The following is a 22227-nucleotide window of genomic DNA, read 5'->3' as shown; positions in this document are numbered from 1 at the left end:
GCCGGTGAAAACTGTCGGGAGGCGGGGTGCGGGGTGGCTGTCGATCCCCATTGCGGGCTGACCTGGTAATCCGCACAACAAGTAAACTAAATATAGTGTGCACTTGACGGTCCATGCGGTCCATGTAGACTAATTGAGCTGTCCGTCTGGAGCCCATTCAAGAGCGCATATCGGCGCCACAGTGGAGATGTGAAGTGCGTCACTCGATGCGTACGGCAGGCCGAATCCTCACCATGGGAGCGGCCCCGGCCGGCACCGACGCCGGTCCTGACGAGGGGCGACGCGCGACAGTGCGGGGTGGGTCACGGCAGCGGGGTCCGGAACACAAAAGTCCGCTTCCCTGTGCGCCGCTCATTCCGGGAAATCGGGGGCGCTCACTCCGGATTTTCCACTCAGTCACTTCCGGTGCCGCACCCCACAGGGTCGACCGGTGCCGGGGCATGACGCTGAAAAGGGAGCAGATACATGCAGGTTCTCGCTGTTTCCCGCGATGACGACTTAGTTTCCGGTATCGCGGGTGACTTACGCGATCAGGGCTATCACGTCGAGACGGGATCCGACAGCGGTATCGTCCTGGAACGCTGCGGTGACGTCGACGCCGTATTCCTCGACGTCCTTCTCGCCGATGTCGACGGATTCGACGTCTGCCAGGCGGTCCGCGCGGTGTCGCCGGTGCCGGTCATCATGATCACCACGCGGAACGACGAAGTCGACCGGGTGCTGAGTTTCAAGCTCGGCGCCGACGACTACATCGTGTACCCCTGCAGCGGGCGCGAGTTGACCGCCCGCGTCGAGGCGGCCAGCAGGCGGGCCCGTGCCCACTGGGCGCCCCGGCCCGGCGCCGTGGGCCGGCCGGTGCGAGGGAGCCGGCCGCACCAGGTCCACCCGGCCTACCAGGTCGGGCGGTTCGAACAGGTCCACCAGGTCCACCAGGTCGGCCACATCCGCGTCGACCTGCGCCGGCGGCGGATCGCCGTGCACAACCGGGATGTTCAGCTCACCCGCAAGGAGTTCGACATCCTGGCCGTCCTCGTCTCGGACCTCGACCGCGTCTTCACCCGGGCCCACCTCATGACCGCGGTCTGGGGCCACGACGGCGCCGGCGACACCCGGACGCTGGGCGTCCACATCGCCAGCCTGCGCAAGAAGCTCGGGACGCCGAAGATGATCGAGACCGTCCGCGGGGTGGGGTTCCGGCTGGCGCCGCCGCAGTCCTGGCCGGCGGGCGAGGAACGGGCGAGTTGACCGCAGGCCGGACCGCACCGGGTGCGCTCGGGACCGCACCGGGTGCGCCTGCCGGCACGCGTACGGCCGTGGGGGCGTCGGCCGTACGGTCACCGGGCGGATGCCGGGTCGTTCGCGGGCACCCCGGGCGTGTCCACGCCGGACGTCCGGGCGGCCGGCGCCGGTACGGTCTGGCGGACGCTGACCAGCGTGGCCAGGGCGACCAGCCCGCCCACCACCGGAACCGCTCCCGCGCTCACCGCCGACAGGGCCAGCCCGCCGAGCGCGCCGCCGATGGCGACGCCCAGGAACTGGGCGGAAAAGTGCAGGCCCAGGACCTGCGAGCGCTGCTGTGGCGCCAGACCGGCCAGCCGCGTCTGCTGGCTGATGCCGCCGGACCACCAGGCGGCGCCGAAGGCGAACAGCAACGGGAACTCCGCGTACCGCGCCACGTCGGGGACATGGGTGACCGTGAGCAGCGTCAGTACGGCCAGCAGCCCGGTGATCACCAGCAGGACCGTCCGCAGGACCGCCGCGAGGTGCCAGCGGGCGAGCACCGCGTGGATGACCCGGCCGGCCAGGAAGCCGCCCGCGCCGAAAACGATCATCAACGACGCGACGCCGCCGCTGCCGAGCCCGGCGGACCGGTGCACGACGGGGGACAGGTAGGTGTAGACGCTGTAGGCGGCGAGGAACAGGCCGAGCGTGGTGGCCAGCCCCCAGCGAACGGCCCCGTGGCGGAGCAGGTTGAGCCGGCCGGCGACGGACGAGGACCCCACCGGGATCTCCGGCAGGCCGAACTCCACCGCCAGGGCGGTCACCAGCGAGAGGGCGGTGACGAAGACGAACGCCGCACGCCAGCCGAACGCCCCGCCGATCAGGGTGCCGATGGGCGCGCCCAGGGTGAGCGCGACGGCGTTGCCGCCCGCGGTCACCGCGATCGCCCGGGGCAGTTCCTCCGGGGTGGACAGCGCCGCCGCGGCGGCCGCGGCCGGCGCGGCGAAGAGCGCGGCGCCCACCGCGGCGAACACCCGGGCGCCGGCCAGCACCCAGATGTCGGGAGCGGCGGCGGCCAGCAGGTTGGCCGCCGCGAAGCCCAGCGCCGCCCCGACGAGCAGGCGCTTGGGGCGGACATGCTGGAAGAGGCCGATCAGCGGCGGCCCGGCGAGGGCGTAGACGAGGGCGAACACCGTGACCATCTGTCCGCCCACCGAAACCGACGAGTGGAGGTCGTGCGCCACGTCGGGGAGGACGCCCGCGATGACGTAGCCCTCCGTGCCGACGGTGAAGGTACCGAGGGCTAAGAGGTAGATCCGTGGAGTCATGGTCCAAAGGTACAGTGGTTGCTGAACCTTTGGAAAGACGTCGGGCGGGGCGTCCGCGGCCCGTGTCGCGGGCCCAGGCGGTCACCGCTGCACGGCGCTCGCCTCCCGGCCGGGACAATCGAAGACGACGGCGCTCGTCCGGTCGAGCGGGCACCGCCGTCGTGGCCCGTTCCGACAGCCGAGGAGATTGAGAAGACTCATGCGGGATCCTGTCCACGCGGACCTGGCCGACGTCAGTCTGGTCGAGGCCCTGCACGGGCTGAGCGAGCCGCTTAGACTCGCGATCGTCAGCCTCCTCGCCCGCCAGGGCGAGACGGAGTGCAACGACATCTACAACGCTCTGGGCATCAGCAAGTCCAACGCCTCTCACCATTTCCGCGTGCTGCGCGCGTGCGGTCTCATCTGGCGTACGCACCAGGGGCAGCAGCAGACCGCCCGCTTGCGCACCGAAGAGTTCGAGGACCGTTTCCCCGGCCTGCTCGCGGCGGTGCTGGCGAACGCCGAGTCCGAGATGCCGGGCGCCGCGTCGCGCAGTGGCGCCTGAGCTGACCCGTGTCCGGAGACGGGCCGGGGCGGGCCGGGGCGGGCCGGGTCAGGCCGGGGCGGGCCGGGGCGGTGCGCGTGCGGGCCGCAGCCGCGCTCCGCGCACCGCCCCGCCCTTTCAGGGGGACGGCGGGCTCAGAAGGCGGCCAGCCCGTTCGGCGTTCCGTTGCCCGTGGGGCCGTCGTACCCAGCCACGGCCGTGCACAGGTAGTCGCCCTGGCAGGTGCCGTTGCCGCCGCCGACCACGTCGTTGAGGCCGGGAGCCGCGTCGGCGGAGTAGAACCGGGAGGCGTCGGGGAAGGCCGAGGGGTTCCCGGCCAGTGCGATCAGCCCGGCGATGAACGGCGAGGACGCGCTCGTGCCGCCCACCACGCTCCACCCGGCCGGCCGCCCGGTGGTGTTGTACGTCGCGAGCCCGGTCTGCGGGTCGGCGACGGCGGAGACGTCCGCGACGGTGCGGCCCGGGCAGTCCGTGTCCTGCTGCCAGGCCGGTTTGGCGAACCACGCGGAGCAGCCGCTGCCCGCTCCGGCCCAGGCGGTCTCCTGCCAGCCGCGGTCGTTGCCGGCCGGGGTCAGTGTGGTGCCGCCCGTCGCGACGACCCCGGGATAGGCAGCCGGAAAGTTCGGCACTCCGTAACCGGCGTCGCCGGAGGCAGCCACCACCGCCACTCCGGGGTGGCTGTAGTCCCGGGCGAAGGCGTCGTCCCCGTTCGCCTCGGTGCCTCCGTAGCTGTTCGACACCTCGTTCGCGCCCAGGGCGACGGCGGTGTCCACGGCCTGCGCCAGGTCCGTCACGGTGGGCTCGTCCCCCTCGACGAGCAGGATGTGGCACTGCGGGCAGGCCGCGGACACCATGTCGAGGTCGAGCGCCGTCTCGCCGGCCCAGCCGCTGGTGCCCGCCGACTGCGGCAGCGGGCTCGGCTGACCGCTCTGGTTCACCTTGCGGAAGCAGCCGTTGTCGGTGGTGCAGGCCGGCAGTCCGTACGTGGCGCGGTACACGGCGAGGTCGGCCTCGGCGGTGGGGTCGTCGTAGGCGTCGACGAGCGCGACGGTCTGGTCGGCGCCGCCGGCGGCGGGCAGGTGGTACGCCGAGCGCAGGTCCGCCGGTCCGTACCCCTCGGGAAGGGCCGAGTCGGCGGCGCCCGCCGCCGCGGCGGGGCCGCGCACGCCCCGGCCGCCGGAGACGTCGGTGCGGACCTCCATCAGGCAGCGGACCCGGCCGGCACCGGTCCGCAGGCGTTCTCGACATCGGCCGGCACGGTGCTGCGCGCGCTGCCCGGGGCCGTGCCGGGCGCGGCCGCCTGGACGGCGCCGGCGGCGGGTATCGCCAGGGCGAGCGGCAGTAAGAGGGTGGCGGCGGTGCGCAGGGTGCGCAGCGCGCGGGGAGCGGTTCTCATCGCGGAAGGTGTCTCCTTGTGGGGAGGTACGGGGGTCATGAGGTGGCGGCGGCGACGGTGTAGGCGTGCAGCACCGTCTGGCTGAGGGTGTCGCCGTCGGCGTCGGCGGCGGTGACCCGGATCGAGGGGCTGGTGCCGCGCGCGGCGGCCGGGTTGGTCCAGTGCGCCTGGTAGTGGCCGGCGGAGCCGGTGACCGCGGTGTCGTGCCAGGTCTGGCCGGCGTTGAAGGAGACCTGGACGGCGGCGGAGGTGATCGCGGCCCGCGAGCCGGCGCCCTGGTAGGCCACGTGGCCGATCTCCACGCCCATGCTCTGGTCGGTGCAGTGGCTGGTGCCGGTGCCGTCGGTGGCCAGGTCGTAGTGCGCGGTGAGCAGCGGCAGGACCCGGCAGGGCGCGCTGTCGGACTGGCCCGCGCAGGACAGGGCGCCCGGCAGCAGGGACGCGGTGTCCGTCGCCGAGGGCAGGCCGAAGGTCAGCTCGGTGTGGCTGCTGGTGGACTGGCTGACGGAGGCGTCGGCGCCGGCGTCCTGGTCGGCGACGAATCGGTAGCGGGCGCCGGGCGCGTCCTGGCCCTCGGCGTAGACGCCGGGGCTGTCCTCGCTGTCCACCAGGGCGCCGTCGCGGTAGAGACTCGCCTGGTACGCGCGGGAAGAGTCGGCGTAGACGCTGGTGCCGCCGGTGTGGCCCGGATCGCTGTCGGTCATCTCCATGAGGACCAGCAGGTCGCCGTCCGCGACGCACGCCTCACAGATCCCGGCCGGGATCGTGTCCGGGTACTGGCCCAGGCCCAGGGCCAGCGGCCCGTGCGCCCAGGCGACGGAGTAGCCGTGTCCGGACTGCACGGCGCGCTCGCCGATGAAGACGAGGTCGCCGGTGAACGACTCCTGGAGCCAGTCGCCTCCGTTGAAGGTGCTCAGGTAGTCCGTGAGGCGGGCGGGCATGGTCTGGTCCGCGACCGCCGACCACATGGCGGGTGTGTTCGAGGTGAGTTCCTCGCCGGTCACCTGGCCGTCAGCGGGGCCGGCCGGGTCGCGGTCGTAGCGTTCGGCCACGGCGGCGAGCTGCTCGGTGGTGACGCGGATCCGCTGATCGGCGGGGACGTCGTCGGTGGACGCCGAGGCGAGGTCGTAGCGGTAGCCGCCGGTGGCGCCGGGGGCGTGGCCGGACCACTGCTCGGTGTAGCCGACCGTGCCGACGGCGGCCGGCGGCTGGGCGTTGGCGTAGACCGGGGTGCCGTCGGCGGTGGTCGTGTAGACGGTCGGGGCGGACACGAGCGGCACCTGCCCGGTGGCGTCGGCCCGGGCCCAGTTGGCGCTGATGAAGTCGGCGTCGGCCGGGCGGGGGGTGTCGGCGGTCAGCGAGGACGTGGCCGTGCGCGCGTCCAGATCCTCGGTGGTGGCGCCGGACACGGTGATGTCGGTGAGGGAGACCAGGGACTGCGCGGTGACGCCGCCCGCCGCGTCGTACGTCGGCACGGGTGCGGCGGCGCTGTAGTGGCCGTCGGGAACCGCCACCTTTTCGACGCCGTCGACGACCGGGAGCACGGCCGCGAACACGGTCGCGTCGTCGGTGTCGGTCAGCAGCAGCGGGCCGGTGGCCCCGGCACCGGAGCGGTCCTCGACGTTCAGGGTGAGGATGTCGAGTTTGTAGCCGTTGGACGTGCCGCCCTGGAGACTGTCGGCGGAGGCGCCCGGCGGCGCGGCCGTGCCGGCCCCGCTGGTCGTGCCGGCCCCGGCGGTCCGGCCGGCCGCGCCGGTCCTGCCGATCGACGCCACCCCCTGGAACAGCGGGGTGGTGCCGGGCGTGCGGCCCGCCGCGACGTCGGCGCCGATGCGCTGCTTCAGCAGCCGCGCCAAGCGCCGGCCCGAGGCGGCGGTGGCGTAGCCGTGCGCCGAGGCGCCCTGTCCGGCGCGGGCGCCCGCGGGCGCCGCGGTGGTGGTGGTCAGCGTCAGCCCGGTCGGCGCGGTCGGCCGGGTACCGGCGGTGAAGGACACGGTCACCGGCACCCGGTCGGCGGCCGAGGGGTCCTTCAGCAACGCGGTGACGTCGAACAGGGACAGGTCCAACTGCCGTCCCGCGTACGGTTCGGCGGACGCCGGAATCACGTACCGGTCGCCGGAAGCGTCCTGGAAGAAGGCGAACGCGCCGTCCCCGGCCGCGCGCGAGGCCGGACGCACGGCCAGGACGTCCCGGCCGGACGCGGTGGTGGTGACGGCGACCCGGTCGCCGGTGATCAGCGTGACGTACTGGACACGGGTCCCCGTCGTGGCCGGAAACGCGCTGTCCGGAGCGGCGGCCCGCGCGGTGCTGCCCGTCACCGCCGCCGTGCAGGCGGTGAGGCCGAGAGCGACGGCTGCGGCGAGCCGGGTGCGAAAAGTCCGGCCGCGTTTCCGGAGTAAGGGGGCCGCTTTCGGTGGAGCGGGCCACCCGGTGGTCGATACATCCATGCCCACGCGTATCTCCTTGGTCGAGGTGGTGGTGCGCCAAGGAGCTTTCACTGCGGGGCGGTGGCGGCAAACGAGTGTGACCGGACTGTCAAAATGTAACAGGTGCCGGTCACATCGGTGTGGCAGCATTTGCGGCGCTGTTCTCCCGCAGGCCGACAGATCGTCAGGAACCACTGCCGTGTACCGACTTCTGCTCGTCAGGGGCGATTCGACCCGTGACGACTCGCTTGTACGCATGCTGCGCGCGATGGGATGCGCGGTCACCGAGGTGTACGGGCATGAAAATGCGCCCGCCCGACTGCGGGCGGCGAAAGGAGAAGTGGACCTGGTGATCCTCGACGTCGGGTCACCGGATTCCGGCGCGTCCGAGATATACCGTCGCATTCGAGCCGACTGTGCGCTGCCATTGGTCATTCTGGCCGACCGAGGCAACCTGAATGACGCCTTGACCGGTTGGGGACGGGGCGCCGACGACTTTCTCGTGAAACCGGTCGGCCCGCGCGTGCTCGAAGCACGGCTGCGTGCGCTGCTGCGCGGGTCGACCCCACGGTCCGACCCGCGGGAAGGCCCGCTCGGAGGCCCGGCGGAAGACCCGCTGGAACCCCCGACGGAAGAGGTGATCGACCTCGGCCCGCTCCGTGTCCACACCGTGAGGCTCACCGCCGTCCGGGACGGAGCGGCGACGCGGCTCACCCCCACCGAGGTGCGCCTGCTGCTCGAACTCGCCGCCCACCCGCGTCGGACGCTGAGCCGGCGCAATCTGCTGGAGCGGGTCTGGGGCCACCGGCACGCCCACGGCGACCCGCGGCTGGTCGACGCCTGCGTCTCTCGGCTGCGCCGCAAGATCGAACCGGACCCCTCGGCCCCGACCCTCCTGCTCACCGTGCGCGGCGCCGGCTACCGCCTGTCCGTCTGAGGTCCGCGCGCACCGGCCCACCGCGCCCACAGCGCGCGGCCGCTCGCCATCGATCCCGGCGGGGCGCCGCAGGCGCCGGCCGGGGCACGGCGGCCTGCCGGGCGTTCGGCTCAGCGCACGGTGAAGTACTCGGGACGGTCCAGGTCGGCGAGCAGGTCGGGACCGGTGGGATGCCAGCCCAGTTCCTTGCGCGTCAGTTCACTGGAGACGTAGTTGTCCCGGGCCGCAAACGCCGCCAGCCAGCCGAAGTGGCCGGCCGCCTCCTCGGCCGTCAGTGACCGCGCCGGCACGTTCAGGCGCTTGGAGATGACGTCCGCGATCGAGCGCATCGGCACGCCCTCCTCCGCCACCGCGTGGTACCTCGATCCGGCCGAACCGCTTTCCAGCGCCAGCCGGAACAATCGCGCCACGTCCTGCTTGTGCGCGGCGGGCCAGCGGTTGGAGCCGGAGCCCACGTAGCCGGCCACGTTCTTCTTGCGGGCCGCGGCGATCAGCCGCGGGACCATGGCCTTGTCCCCGTCGCCGTGCACCGTCGGCGGAATCCGCACGACCGACGCCCGCACTCCCCGCGAGGCCAGTGCCAGTGTCGCCGTCTCCGAGCCGATGCGTGCCGCGCCGGGCGAGGCCGGGTCCGGGGCCTGGCGCTCGTCGACCAGCGTGCCGGACGCGAGCGTCATCGTCGGGAACGCCACCACCAGGGGTCCGCCGGTGGCCGCGAGCTCGGAGCCGAACGTGTCGATGGCCTTGAGGTCCGCGCCCGCCCCCGCCGCGGCGAACCGGCCGGTGATCCCGCGCGGGCTGCCGCCCAGCAGGATCCCCAGCCTGGTGCCGAACGGCATGTGCCCCATGCTGTGCAGGTACGCCAGGTGGATCACGCCGTCCGCTTGCGCCGCTCCCTTCCGCAGGCTGTCGAGGTCCGCCAGGTCGCCCCGGTGCACCGCCGCGCCCGCCGCCGCCAGTTTCGCGGCGCCGCCGTCCGTGTGGGCCATGCCGAGCACCTCGTGCCCGTTGTCCAGCAGGTCCTTCACCAGGGGCGTACCGATGAATCCGGTAGCTCCGGTCACGAAAACACGCATGAGCTGACTCCCTTCCCGCCTGACCGGCAGGCCATGGCCGTGCCGACTCCGTACGCCGTCGCCGACGATCCACCGTGACGACATTCGATGTCATCATCGTAGCTGTCATGGCTCTTGAATTCATCCCGTTGGTCGGGCGGCCGACCGGACGTCGCGGCGTTTCAGCCTGTAATGAGGGAAGAATGGGTGATCAGCGGCGTACTCCGATCCGGCTGCGCCATGACACTGAGTGTCGTGTCGTGGTCCTACCGGGAGCTCGGCAGCCCGCTCCCGCTGGGCGCGGGCGTGTTCGCCGCGCCCCGGCCGGCGGGCCCTCGATGCGGGCGAGCACCTTGTCGGCGACCTGGTGCAGCACCCCCAGCTCCTCCGGGGTCAGGGCGTCGACGAACAGGTCCCGCACCCGGCCGACGTGCGCGGGGGCCGCCTCCGCCAGGTACGCGAAACCCGCGTCGGTCAGGATGGCCTGCGTGTACCGCCCGTTGTCCGGGTCGGGCTCGCGGCGCACCAGGGCGCGCTTCTCCAGCCGGCCGATCATGTGGGACAGCCGGGACAGCTCCGTGTCGGCCAGGGCCGCCAGCTCGCTCATCCGGATGCGGCGCCCGGGCTGTTCCGACAGGTGGGCCAGCACGTGGTACTCGACGAAGCTGAGCCGGGAGTCCTGCTGGAGCTGTGCCTCCAGGGCCGCGGGCAGCCGGTGGACGAGGCGCACGAACCCGCGCCACGCCGCCAGCTCCTCGCTGCTGAGCCAGCGTGGCGCGGAGCCGCTCGGCCCTCCGGGGACAGACATGGGCGCAGTCTACCGACGGTCCTCCGCGTCTCATTTGAATCTTCAAGCGTGGCGGGCTAGGGTGTGACGTGAAAGTTCAAGTCATAGTGGATCGGACAGCCTCATGAGCACGTTGAAGATCGCCGTCATCCTGGGCAGCACCCGCCCCGGCCGCAACGGACAGGCGGTGGCGCAGTGGGTCCTGGACCAGGCGCAGAAGCGCGTCGACGCCGACTACGAGCTGGTCGACCTGCTCGACCACCCCCTGCCCCACCTCGACGAGGCGGTGCCCGCCAGCAGGGGCGCCTACGCCGGCGAGCACACCAAGGCCTGGGCCGCCACGATCAGGCAGTTCGACGGCTACATCTTCGTCACCCCGGAGTACAACCACTCCACCTCGGGCGTGCTGAAGAACGCCATCGACTACCTCTACGCCGAGTGGAACAACAAGGCCGCCGGCTTCGTCTCCTACGGCTCGCTCGGCGGCGCGCGGGCGATCGAGCACCTGCGGGCGATCGCCAGCGAGCTGCAGATCGCCCATGTGCGCCAGCAGCTGTCGTTCTCGCTGCTCACCGACTTCGAGAACTTCTCGGTGTTCAAGCCCTCGGCGGTGCACGAGGACGCCGCCTCTGTCCTGTTCACCCAGCTGGAGTCCTGGGCCGGCGCGCTCAGGACGGTCCGCGGCTGATCGGGCCGCCATGAGGCTCTACGGACTCGAAGAACACGTCGTCACCGCCGACGTGATCGCGGCATGGCGCCGGCGCGACCCCCTGCTGGCCGAGCCGATGATGAAGTGGGCGGTCGACAGCGCGCTCACGCCTGCGCTGCTGGACACGGGCGCCGGGCGCGTCGCCGCCATGGACGACGCGGGGATCGACACGGCGGTGCTGTCCCTCACGACGCCGGGTCTGCAGAACCTCGACGCGGCGGAGGCGGTCGCGCTCCAAGCACCCACCAACGACGCGATCGCCGCCGCCGTGCGCCACCACCCCGACCGTTTCCAGGCCTTCGCGGCGCTCGCCACGCCCGCGCCGTCGGCCGCGGCCGACGAACTGCGGCGCGCCGTCACCGAACTCGGCTTCAGCGGAGCCCTGGTGAACGCGAACTCCGGCGGCCGCTCCCTGGACGCCCCGGAGTTCTGGGACATCTACGAGGCCGCCGAGGACCTGCGCGCACCGCTCTACCTGCACCCGAGCGTCCCCTTCCCGGCCGTCACCGCGGCCTACTACCGCGGCTTCGGCGATCCGGTGGACAGCATGCTGGCCACCGGGGCGTTCGGCTGGCACTACGAGGCCGGGCTGACCCTGCTCCGGATGATCGTCGCCGGCGTCTTCGACCGGTTCCCCGCGCTGCAGGTGATCCTGGGGCACTGGGGCGAGGTCGTGCTGTTCTACCTCGACCGCATCGCCGCCATGGACCGCCTGACGACCCTGCGGCGCCCGATCGCGGAGTACTTCCGCTCCAACGTCTTCGTCACCCCGGGCGGCATCTCCAGCCACAGGTACCTGCGCTGGACCCTGGAGACGGTGGGGGCCGAGCGGGTCATGTACGCCTCCGACTATCCGTTCAACCAGGAACGCGCGGGTTCCGCGCGGCGCTTCCTGGACGACGCCCCGGTGGACGAGGCGACCCGCGAGCGCATCGCCTTCCGCAACTGGCAGGAGCTCACCGCCGGCATCCGGCGCTGAACCGCCTTCCGCACCCCACGCAGCACCTCCCGCCCGCCCGCCGAAATGGAGTGTCCCCCGTGAGCGGTTCCGCCAGCCGCCTGCAGGTCGTGTTCGCCGATCTGCGCCGCGCCGTCGACGACGTCATCCTCAGACACCAGGTCACCCCGCAGGAGCTGTTCGCCGCCATCGACTGGCTGCAAGAGGTCGCCGACGCCGGCGAACTCCCGTCAACCGGCATCTTGTTCTACAAGACCGTCCTCAAAGGAACCGCGGGGGCCGCGTACGCCCATCCGGAGAAGGACGGCGCGAGCCACTGGGAGATGGAGGGCCCCGCCCACCGCCCGGGAGCACCCGTCCTGCACAGCCCCGCCGTCCTGCCGATGCGCTCCGACGAACCCGGTGAACCCCTCATCGTGTCCGGAACCGTACGCACCACCACCGGCGTCCCGCAGCCGGGAGCCGCCCTGGAGATCTGGCAGATCGACGCCGACAACGTCTACTCCGGCATGGACAGCAGCGACTTCGAGCCGCTGACCATCCCCAACGACTCCACCGGCATCCCGGCGGACAACCTCCGCGCCCGGGTGGTCGCCGATTCCGACGGGCGTTACGAGTTCCGCACGGTGATGCCCGGCACCGAGTCCTTCGGCCTGCCCGCGGACGGCCCGCTCGGCACACTGATCCGCGCCCTGCGACTCGAAGGGGCACGCCCGCTGCACATCCACGCGATCGTCTCCGCCGACGGGTGCCTGCCGCTGACCACCCAGATCTACTTCGACGGCGATCCGCTGGTCGAGAGCACCATCGAGGGCGGCGTGCCCGCCGAGGCGGTCGGGACGACCACCCGTCACCACGACGATCGCCTCGACCGGCCCTACCGCACCCTCACCCACGACTTCGTCCTGCGCCCCGCCCCCACCACGACCTGAAGTGACCCCCATGGACATCACCACACCCCCCGAGGCCGTCTACGACCGCTTCATGACCGAGCAGGCGCCCGCCAGCCGCGACCAGCGCCGCTGGACACCGGCCGACGGCCCCATGCCGGCCCTCTACCTCAGCCACGGCTCCCCGGCGCTGTTCGAGGACGCGCTGTGGATGAGGGAACTGTTCGGCTGGGCGCAGGCCCTGCCCAAGCCGACGGCCATCCTGATCGTCAGCGCCCACTGGGAGTCGGCGCCGCTCGCCCTGTCCGCGTCGGGCGCCGGCACACCGCTGGTCTACGACTTCGGGGGTTTCGCCCGGCGCTACTTCGAGATGACCTACGCAACACCCGACGCCGGCGCGCTGGCCGCCAAGGTCGCGGCCCTGATGCCGGATGACGAACCGGTCCACCAGCACACCCGTCGCGGCCTGGACCACGGCGCATGGGTGCCGCTGAAGACCATGTATCCCTACGCAGATGTGCCGGTCCTGCAGATGTCCCTGCCGACGGTCCACGCGCCCGCGCGGCTCATCGACATCGGCCGGCGGCTGAGGGCCCTGCGCGAAGAGGGCGTCCTCGTGGTCGGGTCGGGTTTCATGACCCACGGCGTCCCCTTCCTCACCCGGGACCAGTTCGTGCACAACGTGGTGCCGAGCTGGTCCGCCGAGTTCGACGCCTGGGCGGCCGACGCCCTCTCCCGCGGTGACGTCGAGACGCTGGCGGACTACCGCGGCAAAGCTCCCGCCCTGCACTACGCCCACCCCACCACCGAGCACTACATGCCGCTCTTCGTCACGCTCGGGGCCGCCGCGGACCCGGAACCCACCGTCCGGACCATGATCGAAGGCTACCGATTCGGGCTCTCCAAACGCTCCTTCCAGACTCCCTGACACCCCGGGCTCCGTGACACCCCGGGCTCCGTGACACCCCGGGCTCCGTGACACCCCGGGCTCCCTGACACCCCGGGCTCCCTGACACCCCGGGCTCCCTGCCGCCCCGGGCTCCCTGACGACGCGACCCCCGGGCGCGGGCACCTGCCGCCCCGCGAGGGCCCCCTCGTAGGCTGCCCCGGAGACGAAAATGTCGGAGGTGTAGAAGTATCTCCATAGGTGGATGCGCCTGGTGGGAAAGGAGTGATCGTTTGTCGCAGCACCGGCCGACTCTGGTGGGGAGAGACGACGAGGTCAGCGCGGTGGTCGAGACGCTGAGCGGCGTCGGCCACGCGCGGACGCTGGTGCTCACCGGGGTGGCGGGAGTCGGCAGGACGGCTGTGCTGAAGGAGGCATGTCGGATCGCGTCCGACAGCGGCGCCAAGGTGATGCGGCTGGCCTGGGAGTCCGCGGAGGGCGAGCCCGGTGTGCCCGCCCTGGTCCACGCCGTCTGCCGGGTGCTTGCCCGGATCCGTGACGGCCGGCTCCCGGTGCGGATCACCGAGATCCGCCGGGCGGAGCTGCGGACCGCCGGACGGGACGGCGATCTGACCGTGCTGTCCACCATGAGCCGGATGCTGGCCGACGCGGCCCACTACGTCCCGTTCGCACTCGTCGTGGACGACTGCGAACGGATGCCCGCACCGACCGCCTCGGCGCTAGGCCTGATGCTCCGCGCCTTCCGCCCCGCCGGCCTGCCGGTGGTGATGGCCCACGGCTCGCAGGCGCCCGGCCACGGCGGCCCGGACGCTCCCGGTCACCCCGGCTCGGAGGCGCCCGGTCACCCGGGCGCGGAGCTGCTCGCCGCCGCGGATCGGGTGCTGGACCTGGCGCCGCTGACCGAGGACGACGTGCCGGCGCTGGTCGAGCAGTGGCTCGGCCGCCCGGCCGAGCCGGAGGTGGCGCAGGCGGTCATGCGCTCGCTCGGGCCGCTGGCGGGCAATCCCCAGGCGCTGCTGTCCGTCCTCGGCGCGCTCGTGGAGGACGCCGGCCTGCTGGAACTGGACGGCCGGGTCCTGCTGGTCAGCGCCCAGGACGCCCTCCGTCTGAGGGGGACCGTGGCCGAGGCGTGCCGCGTCGCCTACCCCGGCCTGCCGCTGGAGGAGGAGGTGCTGGCCCGTACGGTGGTCTTCGCGCACCTGGCCGGCGTCGCGGATTTCCGGTTGACCGATGTGCAGGACATGGGGCAGTGGACGCCGGGGAAGGCCGTCACGGTCGCGCAGATCCTGGACCGGCTGGTGACGCGCCGCGTGCTCACCGTCGACCGGGCCGGAGTGCTGAGGTTCGCCGTACCGGCCTTCGCCGCGGCGCTTCGGACGACGCCACCGCCTCCCCTCAACCTGCCGGCGTCGCACGCCGGGGTCGTGGCGGCGGCGGTCGGGCGGATGGGCCCGGCGGCGAGCGCCGACCACCCGAGGCTGGCCGAACACGTGGTGGCCGCGGGGGAGTTGGTCAAGGACGAGGACGCGGCCCGGCTGCTGCTGACGGCCGCGGGCGCGTACGCCGGGGTGGCCCCGGGCCGCGCGGTACGGGCCTATCTCGCGGCGCTTCGGCGGCTGCCGACGGACTACCCCGGCCGGGTGCGCATCCTGCAGACGGCGGCCGTGCTCGCATGGCGCGCCGCGGACCCCGCGGGACTGCTCGCGCTGGGGGAACCGCTGCGGGCCACCGTCGAGGCCGGGCCGGGCGCCGTTCCGGCCGCGCTGGCGGACCCCGCTGCGGCATGGGGCCTGGCCGCGCTCTACCAGCAGATCTCGGCGGACGCCGACGGCGGGGAGCCGTGGAGGGCGGTACGGCGACTGCCCGGGATCGCCGAACTGGCCGAGCTGGGCAGCCGCTACGGGATCGGACCGGCCCTACCCGAGCAGCGCCCGGGCGTGGGCGCGCGAGGTGGCGCCGCGCCGCAGACCGACCAGCCGCCCGACCGACAGGCCGATCCACAGAGCGACCCACCGGCCGATCCACAGAGCGACCCACAGAGCGACCCACAGGCAGTCCAGCAGCCCGGCGCGCAGACGGAACAGCAGCCCGGTCACCAGCCCGGTCACCAGCCCGACCACCAGGCCCCCCATCAGGCCGACCCGGACCTGCCCGCCGCCGTGGCGGCGGCCGTCGACGGGCTGACGGGCGGGCGCGATCCGGTGCCGACAGCAACGACGGCCCGGACCGGTGCGGCGGCGCCGGACAGAGGGCCGGCCGATGACGGCTCCACGCGCGGGATCGCGGTGGCGGCCTGCGCCGAGGCGGGCGCCGACGGACGGGCGGACGGGCTGAGCGACAGCCTCGCGCGCGACCCCGTCCAGGGCCCCGCACCCCAACCCGGCCCCTCGCCCGGCCCGGTCTGGGGAACTGCCCCCGCGCTTCCCTCTCCCGCGATCCTGCGGCTGCTGGCCACGGCCGTCAGCGGCGGCGACGCGCTGCGGGCGGCCCGCGCGGACCTGCCGCCGGGCGGGCCCGGCGACGCGGCCCTGGAGTCCATCCGCACCGCGGCGGGCTACGGCGACCTGGCGGGCGCGTTCGCCGCGGTCCTGGACAACTGGTGCCAGACGAACTGGGGCAGCGTCGCCGAGCGCTACCGCGCCATGGTCGGCGCGTACACCGCCGGACAGTGGGAGGAGGCCCTGTCGTGCGCCCGCCGGATCGAAGCGTACGTCCGCGGCCCGGGGCGGCCGGCCCAGTGTGCCGGCCCGCGTCCTCGCCGCCGAGATCCACAGCACGTCAGGGGAGCAGCAGCGGGCCCTGGCCTGGCTCGGCCAGGTACCCGACACCGTGGTGCATCCGCTGGGCGGGTGGGTCCGGCTGGGGGTGCGGTATCGCTCGGGGAACCCGGACGAGGCGTTCGAGGGCGGCTGGCGCGATGTGCGCAGGGCGCGCGAGAGCGGTCTGCTGGAGGGCCTGGAACGGCTCCTGGGACGGCTCTTCCAGTACGGCGGCTACGAGGACCGGCCGGAGGTCACCCACCGGGCCGTGTCGGAACTGGAGGCGCTGTACGACGAGTCGGCCTCGCCGAGGGCGGGCGAGGCGCTGCTGCTGGCCCGCTCGGTGCTGCGCCGCGATCCGGACACCGTCCGCGAGGTGCTCGACCTGGCCGGGGAGCGGGGTGACAAGCCGCTGAGGCTGCTGTGCCTCGAAATGGGGGCCCTGGCCGACAAGGCTCCGGAGCCGTGGCTGGCCGCCGCGGTGGAGGAGGCCCACGAGCTGGGCGTCCGGCACATCGAGCGGTCCCCGCTCGGGCACTGGGCGCGGACGCGAGGGCTGGGCCTTTCGGCGCCCAGGCGGCGCACCGCCGGTGGGGGAGCGGGCGAACTGGACCTGCGCCTGGTCGAGTTGGTCAGCGAGGGCGCGACGAACCGGCAGATCGCCCTGCGGCTGGCATGCAGCGAGAAGACGGTGGAGCAGCGCCTGACCCGGCTGTTCCGGCGGACCGGCTGCCGCTCGCGGTCGGAACTCGCGGCGGCCCGGCTGGACGGTCGCCTCGACTGGCTCGGGCTGCCGCCGGACTCGCGGGGGCGATGACGAACGGCGTGGCCGTGGCGCCGTCAGCCGGTGGTCATGGCCCAGTCGTCCGACGTGGTCTTGCACGTCTCCACGATCAGGCTCACTCCGTGCGGGGTCCCCGCGCCGCCGGCCACCCCCAGGCACATGCTGCCGGAGACGTAGTTGCGGATGCGGTAGTGGCTGCCCTGCCCGGGCGCCAGGTACCAGAGCTGGTTGTCGTCCGTGGTGGCGTCGCAGGTGTACTCCGTCACCCTGGTGCCGACCGGCTCGACGCCGTACCACGGGATGTCCATGCACAGGTGGTCGGCGTCGTTGCTGATGGTGAACAGGCGCGCGCCGCCCGGGCCCTTGGGGCCGCCGACGACCTTCAGGTCCCACTCCTGGTTGTCGGCGGCGCCGGCCTGGCAGTCGTACTGGTCGATCACCCCGCCGACGCTGCCCTTGCCGTACTGGGGCAGGTCCGCGCACATGCCGGTCGCGAGGTTCTTCAGCAGGACGCGGTTCGCGCCGCCGAACACCTCGGCGAAGGTGGGCTTGTGGGGCGCGGGCGTCCGCACCGGGGGCGGGGCCGCCTTGGTGTGCGGCGCGGCGCGGCCGGCGACGTGTGCGACGGACGGCGAGGGCGCGAGCGACGGCTTGCGCGACGGCTTGTGCGGCGGCTTGCGGGTGGACGAGGCCGTGGGGGAGGGCGACGGCGGGAGCGGGGCCGCCACGGTGCCGGGGACGGCGGGCGCCGGCCGGTCGTCGTCGGCGAGCGTGGTGTGCGCGGCGCCGTGCGGCTTGTCGCCGTGCGAGCCGGCGGCGACCACGACGAAAGGCACGGACAGCAGGGCCACGCCGCAGACGGCGGCCCATACGACGGTACGCGTGGGCCGGCCGGGCGGTGTCGAGCCGCCGCCGGGCCCGGACGGTCCGGTGACCGGGGCGGGCAGGACGTGGTCGTCGCGGTCCCATATCGCGGGCGAGCCGGGGTCCGGCCGCCGGCTCACCTCCGCCCGTGGGCGCCGCAACAGCGAACGGACCGCGGTGCCGACGCCGACACCGCCGCCGGGCGGGGCCGCCGCGTCGCCGCCCTGCCGGGGTGTCTCCGGACGCGGCGCGCCGGCCGGGGTTCCCGCGGGCTCGGCGCCGCCGACGGGCTCTCGCTGCTCGGACGACGACACGGCACGCCTCCTCGGGAAGGGGTCGGGAACAGCCGGGCGCAGGCCGGAACAGGCGCGGGACCGGCTCGTCCGGTGACGGATGCTAGTCGTCCGGGACGGCGCGCCCGACCTGCCGCGGGGTCTGCGCGCCGCCTTCTTCCCGGCCGTACAGGAGATCCCGTACAGACAGGCAGCACGCCGCCCGGCGGTTGCCTGCCTGCGGCCGTCGGTGGCGATAATCCGGAACCGGAGGAGCCCGGTCCGCTCGCTGCGACCGCGCGTGTCCTGCCGCCGCCACGGCCGGCCGCGATGCCGTGCACGCGGCGGATCGGCCTCCCGGGTCGCGCCGCCGCGACACCGCCTCCGCACCGGCGCCGCGTCAGATCCGGCCCGGCGGCGCGGAGGCCGCGCCCGAACGATCAGAGGAACGGCATGCCTTCGTATGGGATGACCTCGACGGGTCGCCGTGACCCGGCGGTTCCCGGCCTTCGCCGGCCGGGGCGTACCCGACCGGCCGTCGACGCCCGGGGGAGGCGTGGTGACGAGCACTGCCGCGGTCGAGCCGCCGGCCGGCGGTGGGCCGGGGCGGGCGCCGACAGCGGCGACACCCTCATCGGCCGGGACCGGGAGTCGGCCGTCATCGACCGCGGCCTGGCCGATCCTGACGGGCCACGCGTCGTCTTCGTGGTCGGCGAACGCGGCGCCGGGCGGACCGCCTTCCTGCGGGCCGCCGCCCGCAGGCACGGCGCGGCAGGCGGCACGGTGCTCCCGGTGGACTGCGTGCCCGGGGACGGCCTGCGGCCTTACCTGCTGGCCCTGCGGCTGGTCAGGACGCTGGAGCAGCACCGGCCCGCCCCGGGCGGGCCGCGGCGCACGGGTGACCCGGTCGCGGAGATGACCGCCGCCGTCGAGCACGACGACCGGGCGGCGGCGGCCGAGGCGCTCACCGAGGCGCTCGCTCATGCCGCGCCGGCGCTCGTCGTCGTGGACGACGTGCAGTACGCGGACCGCGCGTCCGTCGATCTGCTCGGCGCGCTCGACATGGCGCGGGCCGCGCCGGGCGTGCGCCTCGTGCTGTCCCTGCTCCGGCCCGGCGGGGCGGCGGGCCGGAGGCGGGCGCCGGGCGGCGGCGACGCGGCCGGACTGCTGCCGGGCTGCCACCCCGCCGCTCGGGTCATCGAGCTGGCGCCGCTGGCCCGGGCCGAGGTGGCCGCCCTGCTGGCGCGGCGGTTGCCGGCGGTCCCCGACTCCGCGCTGATCAGGTTGGTGCACTACACGAGCCGGGGTCTTCCCGCCGCGGTCGACATCCTGCTGGCCGAGTGGGCCCGGCACGGCGAAGTCCTGACCGCCGGGAGGCCGGCGCTGCTGTACGGCGGCAGGGTGCTGCCGGCCGCGCCGCGGGACAACCGTTTCACCGAGGCGCTGCGGGCGCTGGGCGAGCCGGCGGAGAAGGTGGCGTCGGGGCTGAGCGTGCTGTGGCCGCTGGGCTCGGCGGTGTGCGCGCTGATCGCCGAGGTCTACGGACTGCCGGCGGCGGACGTGCGGGCCGGGCTGCGCGAGCTGCTGGACGCCGGGATCGTCGAGGAGCTGCCGGTGCGCGAGGACGGCGCCACCCGCGGCTGGACGTTCAGGGTCCCGCTCACCAAGCACGCCGTACGGGAGCGGCTCGGACCGCTGGAACGGGGCCGCCTGGCCGCGGCGGCGGTGCAGGCGCTGTGGGCGGCCGGGGACCGTACGGGCGGTGAATCCGCGGCCGGCGGTGAACCCGTGTCCGGCGGTGAATCCGCGGCCGGCGGTGGGGACGGGCTGGCCGGCGGGAGCGCTGATGCGGAACCGGCCGCCCATGTCGTGGCGGAGGCGGACGCGGGCACCTACCTGCCGGACCGGATCGTCAAGGCCGGCCCGCTGATCGACACCGAGCGGGCGGTGGCGGAACTCGTCGCCGCCACCGAGCGGATGGGCCGAGGCCCCGGGCGGCGCTTCACACTCCAGTGGCTCAAGGCGGCCGCGCAGCTGGCCGGCGAGACCACCACCCGCGACGAGCTGCTGCTCGCACGGGCCCTGCGCGCCACCGTGGAGGCCGACCACCGCAGCGTCCGGGGAGCCGTCGGGGAACTGCTGCAGTCGGCCGCGGGGCGCGGGGGTCCCGGCGAGGAGCAGCTCCAGATGGGCATCTGCGCGCTGGCGGGGTCGACCTCCGGCGCGGGCCTCTTCCCGGAGCTGTCGCACATGACCGAGGCGCGCTGGTGGTGGCCGCTCGGGCTGCCGCCGGCGGCCGTGGCGCTGGGCCGCGCGCTGGCGTTGTGCTGTCTGGGCCGGTGGCGGGCGGCCGAGGAAGTCCTCGGGCAGCCGGAAGCACAGTGGAGTGCGGGTGCGGCCGGCGTGCTGGCGGAGGTCTGCCGGGGCGTGGCCGAACTGGTGCTGGGCCGGCCGGAGAGGTTCCGGCGCAGCCTCACCCTGCCGGAGATCGGCGGCCTGAGCGAGCAGGGCCGGCAGATGGTGACGCTGATCCAGGTGCAACAGCTCCTCAACTCCGGCGACCTGCGGGAAGCGGCGGGCCTGCTGGCCGCCCGGGGGATGACCGTCGAGGAGACGCCGGCCCATCTCAGGTTCCAGTGGCGTCGGCTGGAGGGCCGCTGGGACGAGGCGATGGGGCATCTGCGCTGGCTGAGGGCGAACGGCCATCCGGTCGCGTCCGGTCTGCACATCCATCTCTATCCCGAGCGTGCCACGGTGATACTCCTGGCCCGCGGCCGGATCGGCGCCACCCGGCGGCTGATCGCCGACATCCGCGAGGGCCTGGCCCCGCTGGCCGATCCGCGCCACCTGCTGGACCGCGCGGAGGCCGAGGTGGCGCGGACCCTCGGCGACCCGGCGGAGGCCGTACGGGTGCTGCGCCGCGGCCTGGAGACCGCCCGGACCCACGGCGAGGTCTTCGCGACCGACGAACTCCTGGCCGAACTGGTCGGGTTGCTCGTCCAGGCGGGGGACCTTCCGGGTGCGGCGCAGTGCGTGCGACAGCTGGAGGAGATCGCGGCGCGGACGGAGAGCGGGCGGAGCCGCCTGCTGTGGCTGGTGGCCTCCGCCCGGCTGCACGCGGCGGACGACCCGGATGCGGCGGGCAAGCACCTGACGGACGCCGTCGCGCTGGCCCGCAGCCGGGAGCAGCCGTTCGAGACCGCGACGACGCTGCTGGCCGCCGCGCGGCTCGGCGAGAAGCCGGCATCACTGCTGACCGAGGCGTACGAGCTCTTCGGCCAGGTCGGCGCCCCGTTGTGGCGCTTCCAGGCGCGGACCGACATGCGGCGGGCCAAAGTGCCGGTGCCCGACCACGACCAGGCCATGGCGGAGGGCGACCGACTGCTGGCCACCCTGGTCTCCGAAGGGCTGAGGAACCGCCAGATCGCCGCGGCGCTCGGGCTCAGCCCGGACGCCGTCGCCAACCGGCTGACCCGGCTGTTCGCCCGCACCGGAGCGCGGTCGCGTACCGAACTGGTCACGGCCGTGCTGCGCAGGAGCATGCCGGCGGCGGACTGGTGAGGTGAGGGCCGGGCGGCCGGAGGGTGCCACATTTCCCTGCGGCTAGCGAGGGGGGCCGGACAAGTCCGTCATGACCCGATGCGCGCGTGGCAGCATCCCGTTCTGTGGTTTAGACCTTGAACCAGGAGGGTGCACATGCAACAGCAAGTGCTCACCGACACCGTGCGGGTGGCGGTTCACTCGTCCGACGAGCTGACGCGTGCCGGGCTGGTCAGCTACCTGCGGTACGACCGCCGGCTGTCGCTCGCGGAAACCGCGAGAGAGGCGGACGTCACGGTGGTGGCTGCCGAGGTCGCCAACGCCTCCACTCTGGGGCTGCTGCACCGCCTCGCGGAGGACGCAGGGGCCGAGCCGGGCGGTCTGAACTTCGTGGTGGTGGTCGGCCGGCGCTGGGAGGCCGACGTGTCGGCGGCCGTCGACCGCGGAGTGCGCGCGGTGCTGCCGCGGGGCTCCTTCGCCGCCACCGAGTTCGCCCAGACGCTGATCTCCGTGGCGCAGGGCGGTGGCAGCCTCCCCGCGCCGTTGCAGGGCGCGTTGATGGAGCAGATCCGGGTGATCCAGCGCGAGGTGCTCGCGCCCCGCGGGCTGAGCGCCTCCGGGGTGAGCGCCCGTGAGGTGGACGTGCTGCGGCTGCTCGCCGAGGGCTGCGAACTGGCGGACATAGCGGACCGGCTGCGCTTCTCCGAACGCACCATCAAGTACGTGCTCTACGGGCTGATGAAGCGGCTGGAACTGCGCAACCGCACGCACGCGGTGTCGTACGCCATCCGCACCGGCCTCATCTGACCGCCGCGGGCCGCGGCGGCGGGGCGAGTCCGCCGTCGCTGGA

General features: G+C 73.8%; 18 protein-coding genes. 11 read left to right on the top strand and 7 right to left on the bottom strand.

The features are described from left to right. The first annotated feature begins 465 nt into the window (after window positions 1-465). Complete coding sequence (locus tag VSR01_RS09810) at window positions 466-1245, top strand: response regulator transcription factor (protein ID WP_326448868.1); 780 nt, start codon at window positions 466-468, stop codon at window positions 1243-1245. A gap of 89 nt (window positions 1246-1334) precedes the next feature. On the opposite strand, the gene VSR01_RS09805 is transcribed toward VSR01_RS09810, so the two are convergent. Further along, window positions 1335-2549 (bottom strand): MFS transporter, encoded by a 1215-nt coding sequence (locus VSR01_RS09805; RefSeq protein WP_326448867.1) that lies wholly within the window; start codon window positions 2547-2549, stop codon window positions 1335-1337. A 199-nt stretch (window positions 2550-2748) separates the two neighbouring features. Between VSR01_RS09805 and VSR01_RS09800 the strand changes: the two genes are divergently transcribed. Further along, the gene (locus tag VSR01_RS09800; protein ID WP_326448866.1) at window positions 2749-3093 is read left to right on the top strand and encodes an ArsR/SmtB family transcription factor; all 345 of its coding nucleotides are present in this window, start codon (window positions 2749-2751) and stop codon (window positions 3091-3093) included. Window positions 3094-3227: 134 nt separating this feature from the next. Here VSR01_RS09800 and VSR01_RS09795 read toward each other — a convergent pair whose 3' ends face one another. Genes VSR01_RS09795 through VSR01_RS09785 form a run of 3 tightly spaced genes read right to left on the bottom strand, consistent with a single transcriptional unit; the run spans window position 3228 to window position 6807 of the window. After that, window positions 3228-4295 carry a S53 family peptidase gene (locus VSR01_RS09795; RefSeq protein ID WP_326448865.1) on the bottom strand — a complete coding sequence of 356 codons (1068 nt, stop codon included), beginning with the start codon at window positions 4293-4295 and terminating at the stop codon, window positions 3228-3230. Then, on the bottom strand, window positions 4295-4489 hold the full coding sequence (locus VSR01_RS09790; protein WP_326448864.1) for a hypothetical protein: 195 nt from the start codon (window positions 4487-4489) through the stop codon (window positions 4295-4297). The genes VSR01_RS09795 and VSR01_RS09790 overlap by 1 nt, the downstream gene beginning before the upstream one ends. A 35-nt stretch (window positions 4490-4524) precedes the next feature. Beyond that, window positions 4525-6807: a hypothetical protein gene (locus VSR01_RS09785; protein WP_326448863.1), complete on the bottom strand. Its 2283-nt coding sequence runs from the start codon at window positions 6805-6807 to the stop codon at window positions 4525-4527. Window positions 6808-7114: 307 nt separating this feature from the next. Here VSR01_RS09785 and VSR01_RS09780 point away from each other — a divergent pair, with 307 nt between their 5' ends. Then, window positions 7115-7852, top strand: coding sequence for a response regulator transcription factor (locus tag VSR01_RS09780; RefSeq protein ID WP_326448862.1), 738 nt, complete (start codon window positions 7115-7117; stop codon window positions 7850-7852). 110 nt (window positions 7853-7962) lie between these two features. On the opposite strand, the gene VSR01_RS09775 is transcribed toward VSR01_RS09780, so the two are convergent. Together VSR01_RS09775 and VSR01_RS09770 are read right to left on the bottom strand one after the other, a co-directional pair. Beyond that, window positions 7963-8928, bottom strand: a complete 966-nt coding sequence (locus VSR01_RS09775) for an SDR family oxidoreductase (RefSeq protein ID WP_326448861.1) — start codon at window positions 8926-8928, stop codon at window positions 7963-7965. 190 nt (window positions 8929-9118) lie between these two features. After that, window positions 9119-9715 (bottom strand): MarR family winged helix-turn-helix transcriptional regulator, encoded by a 597-nt coding sequence (locus VSR01_RS09770; RefSeq protein WP_326448860.1) that lies wholly within the window; start codon window positions 9713-9715, stop codon window positions 9119-9121. A gap of 103 nt (window positions 9716-9818) precedes the next feature. Between VSR01_RS09770 and VSR01_RS09765 the strand changes: the two genes are divergently transcribed. The 6 genes from VSR01_RS09765 (at window position 9819) to VSR01_RS09740 (ending at window position 16734) form a co-directional block, all read left to right on the top strand. Further along, window positions 9819-10382 (top strand): NADPH-dependent FMN reductase, encoded by a 564-nt coding sequence (locus VSR01_RS09765; protein ID WP_326448859.1) that lies wholly within the window; start codon window positions 9819-9821, stop codon window positions 10380-10382. A gap of 10 nt (window positions 10383-10392) precedes the next feature. Beyond that, on the top strand, window positions 10393-11382 hold the full coding sequence (locus VSR01_RS09760; RefSeq protein ID WP_326448858.1) for an amidohydrolase family protein: 990 nt from the start codon (window positions 10393-10395) through the stop codon (window positions 11380-11382). Between the two features lie 59 nt (window positions 11383-11441). After that, a complete protein-coding gene (locus tag VSR01_RS09755; protein WP_326448857.1) occupies window positions 11442-12293 on the top strand; it encodes a dioxygenase family protein in 852 nt (283 codons plus the stop codon). A gap of 52 nt (window positions 12294-12345) precedes the next feature. Then, window positions 12346-13179, top strand: coding sequence for a dioxygenase family protein (locus VSR01_RS09750; protein WP_326453578.1), 834 nt, complete (start codon window positions 12346-12348; stop codon window positions 13177-13179). Window positions 13180-13430: 251 nt separating this feature from the next. Continuing rightward, the gene (locus VSR01_RS09745; RefSeq protein WP_326448856.1) at window positions 13431-16322 is read left to right on the top strand and encodes an AAA family ATPase; all 2892 of its coding nucleotides are present in this window, start codon (window positions 13431-13433) and stop codon (window positions 16320-16322) included. A gap of 28 nt (window positions 16323-16350) precedes the next feature. Next, window positions 16351-16734: a LuxR family transcriptional regulator gene (locus tag VSR01_RS09740; RefSeq protein WP_326453577.1), complete on the top strand. Its 384-nt coding sequence runs from the start codon at window positions 16351-16353 to the stop codon at window positions 16732-16734. A gap of 23 nt (window positions 16735-16757) precedes the next feature. Here the strand turns inward: VSR01_RS09740 and VSR01_RS09735 are convergent, their stop codons facing one another. Further along, window positions 16758-17879, bottom strand: coding sequence for an RICIN domain-containing protein (locus VSR01_RS09735; protein ID WP_326448855.1), 1122 nt, complete (start codon window positions 17877-17879; stop codon window positions 16758-16760). A 411-nt stretch (window positions 17880-18290) separates the two neighbouring features. On the opposite strand from VSR01_RS09735, the gene VSR01_RS09730 reads away from it, so the two are divergent. Both VSR01_RS09730 and VSR01_RS09725 read left to right on the top strand, forming a co-directional pair. Further along, a complete protein-coding gene (locus VSR01_RS09730) occupies window positions 18291-21398 on the top strand; it encodes an AAA family ATPase (RefSeq protein WP_326448854.1) in 3108 nt (1035 codons plus the stop codon). A 135-nt stretch (window positions 21399-21533) separates the two neighbouring features. After that, window positions 21534-22184: a helix-turn-helix transcriptional regulator gene (locus VSR01_RS09725; RefSeq protein ID WP_326448853.1), complete on the top strand. Its 651-nt coding sequence runs from the start codon at window positions 21534-21536 to the stop codon at window positions 22182-22184. The last annotated feature ends 43 nt before the right edge of the window (window positions 22185-22227 follow it).

The organism is Actinacidiphila sp. DG2A-62 (assembly GCF_035825295.1).
In the GTDB taxonomy this organism is placed as follows: domain Bacteria; phylum Actinomycetota; class Actinomycetes; order Streptomycetales; family Streptomycetaceae; genus Actinacidiphila.
This window is presented reverse-complemented; position numbering and strand designations above follow the sequence as displayed.